The sequence below is a fragment of the Metabacillus sediminilitoris genome (assembly GCF_009720625.1).
Classification (GTDB): domain Bacteria; phylum Bacillota; class Bacilli; order Bacillales; family Bacillaceae; genus Metabacillus; species Metabacillus sediminilitoris.
Map to the genome: position 1 here is coordinate 2,075,933 of NZ_CP046266.1, position 13,745 is coordinate 2,089,677.

Sequence of the window (13,745 nt, forward strand, 5' to 3'; positions counted from 1 at the left end):
AATATTATAAACGGAGAAGGGTTGCTAATGCAACATAAATGGTTTTTTACTGGGAGATATAATGGGTATTCTTTACCGAATTTTCAGAAAGACCTTTTGTCTGGTCTTGTCGTTGGTGTAATTGCTATACCTTTAGGTATGGCGTTTGCAATTGCTTCTGGAGTTAAACCGGAATATGGAATTTACACCACAATCATTGCAGGAATTTTAATTTCTCTGTTTGGTGGGTCAAAGTACCAAATTGGTGGACCTACAGGAGCTTTTATTCCTATTTTATTTGGAATTGTCATGACTTATGGGTATGAAAACTTATTAATTGCTGGATTTTTTGCAGGTATTATACTATTTTTAATGGGAATCTTTAGACTGGGTTCATTGATTAAATTTATTCCAAGGCCAGTGACAATAGGTTTCACATCAGGAATAGCCGTTATTATTTTTGTTGGTCAAATTGCTAATTTTCTAGGCCTTACAGGGGTAGAAAAACATGAAAACTTTTTAAGTAATTTTAGAGAAATTATCATACACATTCATTCCATTAACTTTTATAGTGTTTTAACTGCTGGAATATGTCTTATTGCCGTCTTATTAACACCCAAACTTTTTCCTAAGGTTCCAGGTCCACTTATAGGATTACTATTTTCTACAGTGATAGCCAGCATATTTTATCCTAATCAAGTAGCTACAATTGGCTCTACATTTGGTGAAATTCCAAGTACCTTACCCCATTTTGAGGTACCTGAAATGACTTTTGAACGCGTACAACAATTAATTGGACCAGCTTTTGTAATTGCATTGCTTGGGGGTATTGAATCTTTATTATCTGCAGTGGTTGCTGATGGTATGACAAATAGTAAGCATAATAGTAATCGAGAATTAGTGGGGCAAGGTATCGCTAATATGATTACTCCTTTATTTGGTGGAATTCCTGCAACAGGAGCCATAGCAAGAACAGCTACAAATATCAAAAATGGTGCTGTCTCACCACTTTCCGGAATAATACATGGAATTGTAGTTTTGATAGTATTAGTACTTCTTGCTCCTTATGCTTCAAGTATCCCTTTAGCCAGTATGGCACCAATATTAATGGTAGTAGCTTGGAACATGAGTGAGAGACATGTATTTTATCACGTGTTAAAAACAAAAACGGAAGATTCATTTGTACTAGTTGTTACCTTTTTATTAACTGTTTTTGTTAATCTTACAGTTGCTGTTGAAGTAGGTCTTTTATTAGCAGTAGTTTTATTTACAAAGCGAATGAGTGATATTATGGTAACACTCAAGGCACTACCTAACCCAAACAATAAACATGAAAAGATGGAATCTCACATGGTGACAGATGTTCGTGACTGTCCTCAAATTAGTATTTATAATGTAGAAGGTCCTTTATTTTTTGGGGCTGCTCAAGCGTTTGAGCAATCAATAATGAATACAATCAATTACAAACCGAGGGTTTTACTCTTAAGAATGGGGAAAGTCCCTTTTATGGATACAACCGGTGAATCTTATTTATCAAGTATCATAAAGGATTTTTCCAAACATGGGGTTGTATTGATCTCTGGTATTAAACCTCAACCTAAAAGCTTGTTAGTAAAGACAGGTTTATTTGAATATATAGGAGAAGAACGATTTTTTGATCATACTGGAAATGCTTTAGATTTTGGACTTGAACATTTAAATAAAGATAAATGTCTTGGATGCAAACATTTTGCTTTTAGGGAATGTACAGTCTTTTCGGGTGAATACGAGCACATTTAAGAAAGAGGAAAAGTAGTTACGACATCTTAATTGTATCTAGAAAGAGAGGGAAATAAATTGAACTTAGAAATGCAACAGTTTAAAGCTGAATTTTTTAAAGCTCTTGCCCATCCTCTTAGGATAAGAATTCTTGAACTTTTAGCAGACGGAGACAAAAATGTAAATGAAATTCAGAATCTTGTGGGTAGTGAAGGTTCAGCAGTATCACAACAATTAACAGTTTTGAGAGCCAAAAATATAGTTACAGGTACCAAAGATGGTAATCGTGTAATCTATTCTTTAAGAGATCCAATGATTATTGAGCTGCTCAGTGTTGCTCGTCAAATATTTAATAATCATCTTGTTGATGCGATATCAATGTTAGATAAATTTAATGATACAGATAATGAGAAATAAAAAAGTAAATGGAGGAAAGAAATTATGGTTGATGTGCCAAATTGCCCTAAATGTAATTCAGAATACACTTACGAAGATGGAAGTCTTTTTGTTTGCCCAGAATGTGCTTATGAGTGGAATTTATTGGAAAAAGAAACTGATAATAGTGAAGATAAAAAGATTTTCAAAGATGCAAATGGAAATATCTTAAACGATGGTGATTCTGTAACAGTTATCAAAGACCTTAAAGTAAAAGGAAGTTCATTAGTCGTAAAAATAGGTACAAAAGTAAAAAATATACGTTTGGTTGAAGGAGATCATGATATCGATTGCAAAATTGATGGTATTGGGGCTATGCAATTAAAATCTGAATTTGTTAAAAAGATATAAATGGAGATTTAATGTAACAGATTTTTATTGTAACAAAAGAAATAAATATTTTGTAATGGTGAGATAGGTTTGTTATAGGTCACTTCAGATAACATTTTGAATAAATCTTTCTAAATAAGTCACATCAAAAAAGTTCTTAATACATTTTTTATATAAATTGCTCTAAAGTTTATCATGAGGTGTGAAAAAATGGAGACACAAATTTCATCAACCTTCTACTATCATAAAAACTAAAGACGAAAACGGGGATATTATAACAGCTGTTTTTCAGCTTAAAAATGGATTATTTCACGCGTATTCTTGTTACGATCAAAAACAAGATAAAAAAATTATTGGTTTTGGTGAGAGTGAAAATGATAAAACAGCTATAAATTTATCAAAACAAGACCTAATAAAAGAGTGGGAAGCAAAAAAAGCACAAATTTTTCAGATCATACCCAGTATTAAATTTTTTAAAACAGGGTATTTTAGTTAGTCTTCTATGCTATTCCATACCAGACACAATTGTTGAATAATTAAATCCCAATTTCTTATTTATATCACTAAGAGATTGGGATTTTTAATACGGAATATCCTTAACGTTGTAAATCTGCATTTATCTTAACTTCGATGTGAGAACTATTGGGATATCAATGGTTCTCACATCATTTACATGTATGCAATGTAAATATTGGTTTTTTAATTTATAAATCTTGTGAAAGTCGAATCATATCCCTGCAATGTTTCCCATTTTCAAATATTTCTTCTGGATAGTGCCTAATGAAAAAGTCTAAATCAACACCAATAATTCTAAAACCACATTTTTGATAAAAAGCTAATTGTCCTATACTTGAATTTCCAGTACCGATTTCTATTGTTTTATACCCTTTATTCCTGGCTATTTGAATTGCATCCATTACTAACTGTTTCCATTAATATATGCAATACTATAATCAAATACGTATTCAGCAAAAATTAAACTACCTGTCTCCAATAGATTTCCTATTTTATCGATTTTACTTATTGTGCCAACGGAACAGTTTTATTTAATAAAGAGTAGATAGTAATATGGATTAAATATAATTTTATTGAGGAGAGTAAAAATGTTATTAGGAAATTAAATATAAATGAAAAACCTCCAATGGATTTATTGTTATTAGCAGACCCGTCTCAGAGAATTGTTGAGGAATATGTGAAAAGAGGCGAATGTTTTGTAGCTGAAATTGATAAGCAAATTATTGGAGTTTATGTACTACTTCCTACAAGACCCGTCCAATTGCTACACTAATAGGATCTCCATTCCTTTAGAGACAATAAGTGAGAAGGTTAAGTTATCTACGATTTTTGTTAAAAACTTCACTCCGTATCCAATCATCATACTCGTAGACAGGAAAAAAGGTACAAGTTTAATATAGTACCATAAAGTGAGTAAAAAATTAGAATCAATGTGCTTGGTGTAATAAGCGTAAATAGCATTAATAATTAATAACCCGCCTAACATTAACAAAAGGGAAAGAAAAATCATAAATGTTACTCTCCAATTAGATTTGTTTCTATAATTTTGCCCAAATGCAAAATTTTTATGTAAAGTAAAAATGAAAGTTACTCATTTTGCATGAACTATATTCAAGAAACGGGCCATATTGTTGAGCAACTTCTTTAAAGAAAATTAGATCTCTATCCTAAATTTTAAAGGAGATTGTGAAATTATGTACTTAAAGTAACCCTACATTAGTTGAAAAAAGACGATATAATAGCTAGTGTAATATTTGTATTCTATGTCCTTCATGACAGACATCATGTTACTGTATTAGTTCGCACTCCAGAGAAGATTCAAATAAATAATGAAAATTTAACTATTATTCAAGGTAATGTTTTAAATAAAGATGATATCGTACGTGCAATGCATGGGATTGATGTAGTTATTAGTGCACTAAATACTGATGGGACAACTACTTTATCAGAAAGTATGCCACTCATTATCGAAGCAATGGAAAACGAAGGTATACAACGAATTATAACTATAGGAACTGCAGGTATCCTGCAAAGTAGAACCACCCCAAATTCACTGCGTTATCAGTCAAGTGAATCAAAGCGTAAGTCAACCCGTGCAGCGAAAGAACATCCTAAGGTTTACGATATGCTTAAACAATCAACACTCGAATGGACGATTGTCTGTCCTACGTATTTGCCGGATGGAGAAAGTTTAGGTAAATATCGTGTAGACCGTAATTTTTTGCCGGAGGGTGGAGTTGAAATATCCGTGCCGGATACAGCAGAATTTACATTTAACCAGATAAAAAGTAGCGATTATATAAAATCACGTGTAGGTATCGCCTACTAATAATATTCTCTTATACTACTTGCTTATTGGACTAACCCGTTTGTTGAATAAGAAAAGGAGTTGCTGCAACAATCCCTACTCTTCAACTACTATGAAAATTAAATTATGTAAGGAAGAAAAGAAGGCAATACTAAAGAAGACGCAGCTCATTCATTTTTAAAAAAAGGAGAGCGCCTGATTCATAGGCAATTAAAAAGCTAATCTTTAGACTGGATCAGGATGCTTCTGTTTCTGTCAGCGAAACGGTGTAGCCTAAGCTTTCAAGTCGTCGAAGCGAATGACGTACAATTGATTGTGCTCTTTGTTTATCAAAGTAGTCTTCACCTAAGTCTACATACATTTCTTTTCGTGTTAAAAGATAGTAACATATTCGCAATATGGCATGAGAGACAACAATAGCAGCGCGTTTTGTACCCTTGCGGGCAGCTGTACGTCGATACAATGCCCCAAGGTAGTTTTTAGATCCTCTTACTGAGTGAGCTGCTTCTTGTAAGGCTGATTTTAAATATTTATTCCCTTTCTTAGTTTTGGAAGATTTTCTTTTACCAGCACTTTCGTTTTGTCCTGGAACTAACCCTGCCCAAGAACACATATGAGCAGCGCTTGGAAATTGATTTTTAACATCAGTTCCAATCTCAGCTAGAATCTGTTCTGCCATACGGGTAGCGACACCTGGAATTGAATCTAAACGTTCAACGTCATCTTGATAAGAACTCATTCTTTCTGCAATTTCATTATCAAGCTTCTCGATTTGATCTGTAAGAAAATCAATGTGAGTGATAATTGTTTTAAGCATCATTCGCTGATGAGGGCTAATGTAGCCTCGTAATGCTAACTCTAGTTCCTCTTTTTTCTTTTTCAATGTTCTGCGAGCGAAGCTTGCGAGCTTTACGGGATCATCTTCTCCATCAGCAATCGCACGAAGCATCTCCATAGCGGAAACACCCTTAATTTGTGACACAACTGAACCCAGTTTAATGTTAGCACCTTCTAACACTTTTTGGATTCGATTTTGTTGTCTCGCCCGTTCTTGAATGATACTTCTACGGTATCGAACTAATTCTCGTAATTCTCTTTGATCTCGATTGGGAATATAGCTAGCTTTTATTAATCCATGACGAAGAAGCTTCGCAATCCACTCAGCATCATTTACATCAGTTTTCCGTCCAGGAACAGCTTTAATGTGTTGTGCATTGACTACTAAAAATTCAATTCCCTCACTTTCTAGTAAATTCACAATTGGCTTCCAGTATACGCTGGTGCTTTCCATGGCAACATGAGAACAATTGTGTTCCTTAATCCAGTCTAATAGTTTTAACAAAAACACGGTTTTCGTTGAAAAAGTTTGAATCTCCTTTCCTTCTGGTGTAAGAATACATGCGGTGATAGAGTCTTTATGAACGTCCATCCCACATGCTCGTTCAATGATTACATCCATTTTAATTTTCCTCTCTACGACATATTAGTGGAGGCTGGTGCAACAACCAGAACAGGGATTAATCTACTATGAGTGCTTCCGCAAGGGAGCAACAGTCAGTGGTGCACCGTGGTCGAAGGAGTCAGACTAAAGGGTGGGCTCTAACGCACCATAGTTTATCGACCTTCCTCTCCCAGCCGTAGAATCAGTATTGACGGTTCTAGACCATTTTCATTCTCTGTGGTGCAGCGCTGATTTTTGCGCTGCATGGGCGGCTAAAGGGAGCTATTCTGAAAAAGTTGATAAATTAACATTGATTGCTGAACAGTACAAATACACTATGCAATAGAAAATTAATATTTAACAATCGAAGCGCTTTCCTGTAACAAGGATTAGCGCTTAATTTCATTTAAGGGCCAGATTCTTGAAGATTAAATTTAAAAATGAGAGATTTCAAATAGTAAAGATTTAATTTTTATTTTGGTTATAATGACTCATGAGAAAGTTAACGATTTTTGAAGGACTGATTATCCATGGAAAGAATCATTTTATGGTCACTGCTCATAATAGGAATCACCTTATTCTTTTATAGTTTAAGAAAAACACCAATCAAAGATTTGATTTTAATTTTCTTATTGACCTCTTATTTCACAATATTTCTTGGTGTTCTTGTTGTAGAAGAAAAAATGATCGAATATCCAATAAGCTTTTTAAGTAACTATTTCAGTTCTAGCCTTCTTTATGAATATCTTTTACTACCAGTTGTCTGTATTTACTTTTATCAAGCAACTAATTATTCAAGATATCCTAGCATTATTCTAAAATGTGCATTGTATACATCTGTTTTAACGAGCATTGAGGTTCTTTTGGAAAGATATACTGATTTAATTGAATATCATACTTGGACATGGATACACACGTTTATCAGTATCTTTTTTCTAATGATGTTTATCCGTATCCTTATGAAATTAATTAACAGACATGATAGATAAATTGAAGACTATCCATAAGTCTTTAAGACGGATATATCAAAAAGCTTTCAACGTTTATTTTTTTATATTAAACAGGGATTAAATCCATTTTTATCTTATTAGCCACGAAATTGAGTCTGTAGTACTGATTAACAATAAAGATGTTTAAAAACGCCAGTCATGATACTCTATTGAAGGGCGCTCTTGTTGAATAATTAAATCCCAATTTCTCATTTATAAATGAAATTGGGATTTTTTATACTGTAATACGCAAAACGTTGTAAATACGCAATTATTTTACTTAGGGGTAAAAAGAATCTTTAATCCATAAAAAATTTTACATTGAAGACATGTTAACAACGTATTCGTATTGATAACAAGCAATAGCATCATCGAATTCTAACCAATTATTTATTATTGAGGGATTTCCTGGCAGGTGTATTGTTAATAATATTGTAGCTCAAAATTAAAATGAGGATAACGAAAGCATGTATTAATGTATTGAATGGGTCGTGGTGATCAACAATAATTAAGCGGAGCATTGCTGTAATGCCAATGTAGAGAAAGTATCGCATCGGAAAATGGTAGTTCTCGCGGAAATATTTTACAATCATTGAGATAAATTCAAAATAGAGAAAAAAGACAAGGATCTGTTCGAGGAAATGTTGAAAATTGGGTGTTTCAGATGTGACAATGAATTCTACAAAATAAAAGATTTCTTTAGCCATTAAAATACATAAAACCGTCGCAAGTATGCTTAATGCTACATTTAAGCTGAATTGTAATATTGATGGGACAGCGGTACGAATATCCGGAAGTTTACTAAACTCAAAAATCGCTTTTTGCGAGGTAATTCTCCACATCTCTCTCATTAATTGATAACCCCCTTTATCTTCACAGACACAATACTACACTATTATTCCATTAGCACTTTGTAAAAATGTCTTTAATACCTTAACAACTTATTTGCTGTCTTTTCTAGAAGCATGAAAGGTCATCGTACAGCTTGTGCCGCCAACTAGAACATGCTTAATATACTTTTTGCATTGACATTTTGATTTACTAATACATAGCCTTCAAATTCATTGGCTTTCTTTTCTAATCTTACAATTGCTTCAAGGGTCAGCTGTTGACAAATTTGCTCCTTATTGATGTCAAATAGATCTCACCATTATCATGAATTACTTTATATATTATCATCTCAAATGGAAGTTTAGTTAAAAAATGGAACATTATCTAACACGTAAAATAAAAAATGTAATAAAATGTAACAATATTTGGTTTAATGAAGGGTTTGATAACGCAAAAGAGAAAAAAGTCTATTTTGGAAAATGGGGTAAAGCATAGAATCAAATTTGAAATTTATTATTATTATCTTATTCAACAAGAGGGCGCGATTGTTGAAGATCATTGGTAGAAAATATTCAAGATTATCCTATACAATAAAAAAGTGACATAGACAGAAACTATAAAAAGTAACAGCCGCCATACAACTGCCGAATACAAAAGAGGCAACTTATTAAGCCCATAAAACTTTACCAGTACCCCATGTGTTGTAACATACACTCTGCACATATGGAGTGTTGTTCACTACTTGTAAGAAAGGACTAATATGAGATGCAATAGTGAGTAAAGAGCCTTTCCTTCTAGAAAGGCTCTTTTTATTATTATTTGGCGTAATAGTATTGCTGTAGGTTCAACAAGGTTCTTCACATGTATAAACGAGTTATTTTTTGTGTAAGTAGCTTGAATATATCGGTGTTGACAGCTATAGATTTTTTATTGCAATAGGATAAATAGAAATGGAATGTATACACTATTTTTGTATGAAGAAATATTTACCTAGTAACAGCTGTGCATAACAAGGCTGCTTGAACATAGAAATACAAGTTCTTTAAGAAGGGATGTTGTCATGAAAAATCCTGGGTATCCTGGTCCGCAAGGTTTGTATCACCCTGAATATGAACATGAAGCTTGTGGAATTGGAATGGTCGCTAATATAAATGGAAAAAAGACCCATGATATTGTTGAATATGCTATAACGATTTTATGTAATTTGGAACACAGGGGCGGACAATCAGCAGACACGAGTACCGGGGATGGAGCAGGGATTCTTACTCAAATTCCCCATTCATTTTTTGAGAAACAATGTGAAAAAGAAAATATTGAACTCCCTGAAGCGGGTAAATACGGGATTGGTATGATCTTTTTACCACAGGATCCAGAAGTTAGAAAAAAAACTCAAAAACAAATTGAAAACGTCATTAAAGAGGAAGGGCAGGTCTTTCTAGGTTGGAGGACTGTTCCGGTTAATGATTCTTTTGTTGGTGACATGGCCAAAAAATCAAAACCGTTTATCCGTCAAATGTTTATTGCTTCTTCTCTTAATCCACATGATCAAAATGATTTCGATAGAAAATTATATGTGATCCGTAAACGGTTAGAAAAAGAAGTGTGCCCTTCAGATAAGGAGCATCAAGAAGGGATGTATGTTTGCAGTTTATCCTCAAGAACCATTGTCTATAAAGGCATGTTAATTCCTGAACAGTTGGATTCCTTTTATGTTGACTTAAATCATCGTGATTTTAAGTCTGCACTAGCCCTTGTTCATTCGCGATTTAGTACAAACACGTTTCCTAGCTGGGAAAGAGCTCATCCAAACCGGTTTACGATCCATAATGGAGAATTTAATACGATTAAAGGAAATGTTAAATGGATGCAGGCTAGAGAGGCTCTTTGTGAATCTAAGTTATTTGGAGACAAGGATTATCAAAAGTTATTTCCGGTCATCGATACGGATGGCAGTGATTCTTCCATGTTTGATAATTGTTTTGAATTTCTGCATCTTTCAGGACGTTCACTTGCGCATACAGCGATGATGATGATTCCCGAGCCATGGGCACATGATGAAAAAATGGATGAAGCTAAGAAGGCATTCTATCAATTTCATAGCTGTTTAATGGAGCCATGGGATGGTCCTGCTGCTGTTGTATTTACGAATGGAAAACAAATCGGGGCATGTCTTGACCGGAATGGGCTGCGTCCTGCCCGTTATTATGTAACAAAAGACGGTATGATTGTTTTGGGTTCTGAGGTAGGCGCATTGGATATTTTTGTTGAGGATATTGAATATAAAGGAAGACTTCTCCCAGGGAAAATGCTCCTTGTTGATTTGGAAAAGGGCAAAATTATTCCGGATGAAGATATTAAAATGCAAATCGCCTCAGAGTATCCGTATAAAGATTGGTTAGCAGAACATTTAGTTCATATTGATGATCTGCCTGAAACGGACAGTCATCAACAAGTTATTAATACAGATGAACGACTCAAACAGCAACTTGCATTTGGGTATACAAACGAAGACCTCAATAAAATTTTGAAGCCGATGGTTACAGATAAGCATGATCCCATTGGTTCGATGGGGTATGATTCTCCCCTTGCGGTTTTATCAAAAAGACCACAGTTGCTATATAACTATTTCAAACAGCTTTTTGCCCAGGTAACCAATCCGCCGATTGATGCCATTCGGGAGAAGATTATTACTTCCGTTTTAACAACAATTGGACCACAGAAAAACATAATTAAACCTGAGCCTGAAAGTTGTCAACAAATTCAGCTTCAGACACCGATTTTGACGAATAGTCAGTTAGAAAAACTTCACTATTCCAGCTTTAAAACGGAAACACTATCCATCCTGTTTCCTGTTGAAACAGCTACACCCAATTTTGAAAAAATTTTAAATAGCTTATTTTTAAAAGCTGACACCGCCATCGACAGTGGTATTTCTTTACTGGTTTTATCTGATCGCGGAGTCGATGCCGAATATGCCGCGTTGCCAGCTCTGCTCGCAGTCTCAGGATTGCATCATCACCTAATTCGAAAAGGAACACGATCAAAGGTAAGCATCATTGTTGAATCGGCGGAACCAAGAGAGGTCCATCATTTTGCAGCATTACTTGGTTTCGGGGCGGAAGCGATCAATCCTTATTTAGCCTTTGAGTCTCTAAGGGGTTTGATTGAAATCGGTGATATACGCGAAACAGAAGTCGACAAGGTTATTAACACATACATTTTGACAGCAACCGATGGGATCGTTAAGGTGTTATCGAAAATGGGGATATCAACCATTCAAAGTTATATTGGAGCACAAATATTTGAGGCAATCGGGATTGATCAAGGCGTAATCGAGAAATATTTTACTGAAACGGCTTCACGAATAGAGGGTATTGGGTTGGATATCATTGCCGAAGAAGTGATGATGAGGCATAAACGAGCATTTGATCCGACAAGAGGCGTGGAGAGGACATTGGATTCAGGTGATGATTTTCAGTGGCGCCATGACGGAGAAGATCACCAATACAACCCTCGGACCATACATCTATTACAGCAAGCATGCCGAACGAATAATTATAAACTTTTTAAAGAGTATTCAGCATTATTGACAGACCCTAGCGACAATCTTCAATCCATTCGCGGCATGTTGGCTTTTAAAAAACGGGAACCTATACCGTTGGACGAGGTAGAGTCTGTTGAAGAAATTTGTAAGAGGTTTAAAACGGGAGCGATGTCATACGGTTCCATTAGTCGTGAAGCCCACGAATCACTTGCCATTGCCATGAACAAAATTGGGGCAAGAAGCAACTCGGGAGAAGGTGGAGAGGACCCGGCGAGATTTACACCGGATCCAAATGGGCAATTGAGGCGCAGTGCGATTAAACAAGTAGCATCAGGCCGATTCGGAGTGACAAGTCATTATCTTGTAAATGCTGATGAAATCCAAATTAAGGTTGCCCAAGGTGCCAAGCCGGGAGAAGGGGGACATCTTCCCGGAAAAAAAGTATATCCATGGATTGCCGAGGTTAGGGGCTCAACAACTGGCGTAGGATTGATTTCGCCGCCGCCCCACCATGATATTTATTCCATTGAAGACTTGGCGGAATTAATTCATAACTTAAAAAATGCAAATCCATCCGCCAGAATTAGTGTCAAGCTTGTATCGGAAGCCGGTGTCGGAACCATTGCAGCAGGTGTTGCCAAAGGAAGAGCCGATGTTGTTCTGATTAGTGGATATGACGGCGGAACGGGGGCTGCGCCAAGGACAAGCTTAAAGCATGCAGGATTGCCGTGGGAACTGGGCTTAGCCGAAACACATCAAACATTGCTGTTAAATCGTCTTCGTGATCGAATCGTCGTGGAAACGGATGGGAAATTGATGACAGGCCGGGATGTTGTAATTGCTGCCTTACTTGGGGCAGAGGAATATGGATTTTCAACGGCACCGTTAGTTGTATTAGGATGTGTCATCATGAGGGTATGCCACCTCGATACTTGTCCGGTAGGCGTTGCCACACAAAACCCCGAGTTACGGAAAAAATTTACGGGTGAACCGGAGCATGTAATCAACTTTATGAGATTCATCGCCTTGGAAGTAAGAGAGCTAATGGCCGAACTCGGATTCCGCACGGTCAATGAAATGATTGGAAGGACTGATGTTTTAGAGACAAATCAAGCGATTAACCATTGGAAAGCAAAAGGGGTAGATCTTTCTGCTCTTCTCTATCAGCCTGAAGTTCCGAAAAATACCAGCCGTTATGCCACGGTTGAACAGGTTCATGGACTTGATAAAACAATGGACAAACAAGAGTTGATCCCTTTATGTAAAGAAGCGCTTGAAGACCAGGAACCTATTAAGGCGACTTTGTCGATACGGAACATTAACCGAGTCGCTGGGACCATGTTAGGGAGTGAAATAACAAAACGGTATGGTGCCAAGGGGCTGCCTGAGGATACGATTCACCTAACTTTTACTGGCTCTGCCGGACAAAGCTTTGCTGCCTTTATTCCACCCGGATTAACGATGAGACTAGTAGGAGATGCCAATGATTTTATCGGTAAAGGTTTATCGGGGGGGAAAATTATTGTTCGCCCTTCTCGGAGGGCTACCTTTACCTGGGAAAATAATATCATTGTCGGAAACGTTGCCTTTTACGGGGCAACGGCAGGAGAAGCCTATATCAGCGGAATTGCCGGAGAGCGCTTTTGTGTGAGGAATAGCGGAGCAAATGTGGTCGTAGAAGGTGTGGGCGACCATGGTTGTGAATACATGACAGGTGGAACAGTGATTGTACTGGGGGAAACAGGGAAAAACTTCGCAGCCGGTATGTCGGGTGGTGTTGCGTATGTCTTGGATATAACAAACGATTTTCGAGTCAAATGTAATCAGGCTCAAGTTTATCTCGACCCTATTCAAGATGCGTCAGAACTCCAACTTGTCCACCAAATGATTGAAAAGCATGTTCAATATACGCATAGTCCTCTTGGGGAGAGAGTGTTAAATAGCTGGGCAGATATGAGTAAGAAATTTGTCAGAGTCATTCCGAAGGACTATTTGGAAATGAAAGAGCGAATTAAGCGACTGCTAGAGGAAGGGTTAAGTGAACATCAAGCAGCACTCCGGGCATTTGAAGAAAGCCAAAAAGCAGTGAAAGCGATAAAAGAGGGAGGGTAAGCG

The 13,745-nt window shown here is 36.2% G+C and carries 10 protein-coding genes and 2 pseudogenes; 9 read left to right on the top strand and 3 right to left on the bottom strand.

The window, feature by feature from the left end; genetic code table 11:
- Positions 1-27 precede the first annotated feature (27 nt).
- The 4 genes from GMB29_RS09910 to GMB29_RS09925 all read left to right on the top strand — a co-directional run bounded on the left by GMB29_RS09910 (position 28) and on the right by GMB29_RS09925 (position 2,998).
- Positions 28-1,758: a SulP family inorganic anion transporter gene (locus tag GMB29_RS09910; RefSeq protein ID WP_136356390.1), complete on the top strand. Its 1,731-nt coding sequence runs from the start codon at positions 28-30 to the stop codon at positions 1,756-1,758.
- Positions 1,759-1,815: 57 nt separating this feature from the next.
- A complete protein-coding gene (locus tag GMB29_RS09915) occupies positions 1,816-2,154 on the top strand; it encodes an ArsR/SmtB family transcription factor (RefSeq protein ID WP_136356388.1) in 339 nt (112 codons plus the stop codon).
- Between the two features lie 24 nt (positions 2,155-2,178).
- The gene (locus tag GMB29_RS09920; RefSeq protein WP_136356386.1) at positions 2,179-2,523 is read left to right on the top strand and encodes a zinc ribbon domain-containing protein YjdM; all 345 of its coding nucleotides are present in this window, start codon (positions 2,179-2,181) and stop codon (positions 2,521-2,523) included.
- A gap of 181 nt (positions 2,524-2,704) precedes the next feature.
- The gene (locus GMB29_RS09925) at positions 2,705-2,998 is read left to right on the top strand and encodes a hypothetical protein (RefSeq protein ID WP_136356384.1); all 294 of its coding nucleotides are present in this window, start codon (positions 2,705-2,707) and stop codon (positions 2,996-2,998) included.
- A 208-nt stretch (positions 2,999-3,206) separates the two neighbouring features.
- Here GMB29_RS09925 and GMB29_RS09930 read toward each other — a convergent pair.
- A pseudogene (locus tag GMB29_RS09930) lies at positions 3,207-3,431 on the bottom strand (GNAT family N-acetyltransferase); the annotation flags it as partial.
- A gap of 10 nt (positions 3,432-3,441) precedes the next feature.
- Between GMB29_RS09930 and GMB29_RS28025 the strand changes: the two are divergent.
- From GMB29_RS28025 to GMB29_RS09935, 3 genes and pseudogenes are all read left to right on the top strand, one after another.
- The gene (locus GMB29_RS28025; protein ID WP_406600322.1) at positions 3,442-3,552 is read left to right on the top strand and encodes an IS3 family transposase; all 111 of its coding nucleotides are present in this window, start codon (positions 3,442-3,444) and stop codon (positions 3,550-3,552) included.
- 91 nt (positions 3,553-3,643) lie between these two features.
- Positions 3,644-3,772 (top strand): annotated as a pseudogene (locus GMB29_RS27335) (GNAT family N-acetyltransferase); the annotation flags it as partial.
- 465 nt (positions 3,773-4,237) lie between these two features.
- Entirely contained in the window at positions 4,238-4,846 is a 609-nt protein-coding gene (locus GMB29_RS09935) for an NAD(P)-dependent oxidoreductase (RefSeq protein WP_136356380.1), read from the top strand.
- 214 nt (positions 4,847-5,060) lie between these two features.
- Here the strand turns inward: GMB29_RS09935 and GMB29_RS09940 are convergent, their stop codons facing one another.
- Complete coding sequence (locus GMB29_RS09940) at positions 5,061-6,284, bottom strand: IS110 family RNA-guided transposase (RefSeq protein WP_136359330.1); 1,224 nt, start codon at positions 6,282-6,284, stop codon at positions 5,061-5,063.
- A gap of 512 nt (positions 6,285-6,796) precedes the next feature.
- Between GMB29_RS09940 and GMB29_RS09945 the strand changes: the two genes are divergently transcribed.
- Positions 6,797-7,255: a CBO0543 family protein gene (locus GMB29_RS09945; RefSeq protein WP_136357455.1), complete on the top strand. Its 459-nt coding sequence runs from the start codon at positions 6,797-6,799 to the stop codon at positions 7,253-7,255.
- Positions 7,256-7,641: 386 nt separating this feature from the next.
- Here GMB29_RS09945 and psiE read toward each other — a convergent pair whose 3' ends face one another.
- A complete protein-coding gene (psiE, locus tag GMB29_RS09950; RefSeq protein WP_227551648.1) occupies positions 7,642-8,106 on the bottom strand; it encodes a phosphate-starvation-inducible protein PsiE in 465 nt (154 codons plus the stop codon).
- Between the two features lie 1,040 nt (positions 8,107-9,146).
- Between psiE and gltB the strand changes: the two genes are divergently transcribed.
- A complete protein-coding gene (gltB, locus tag GMB29_RS09955) occupies positions 9,147-13,742 on the top strand; it encodes a glutamate synthase large subunit (RefSeq protein WP_136357457.1) in 4,596 nt (1,531 codons plus the stop codon).
- Positions 13,743-13,745 lie beyond the last annotated feature (3 nt).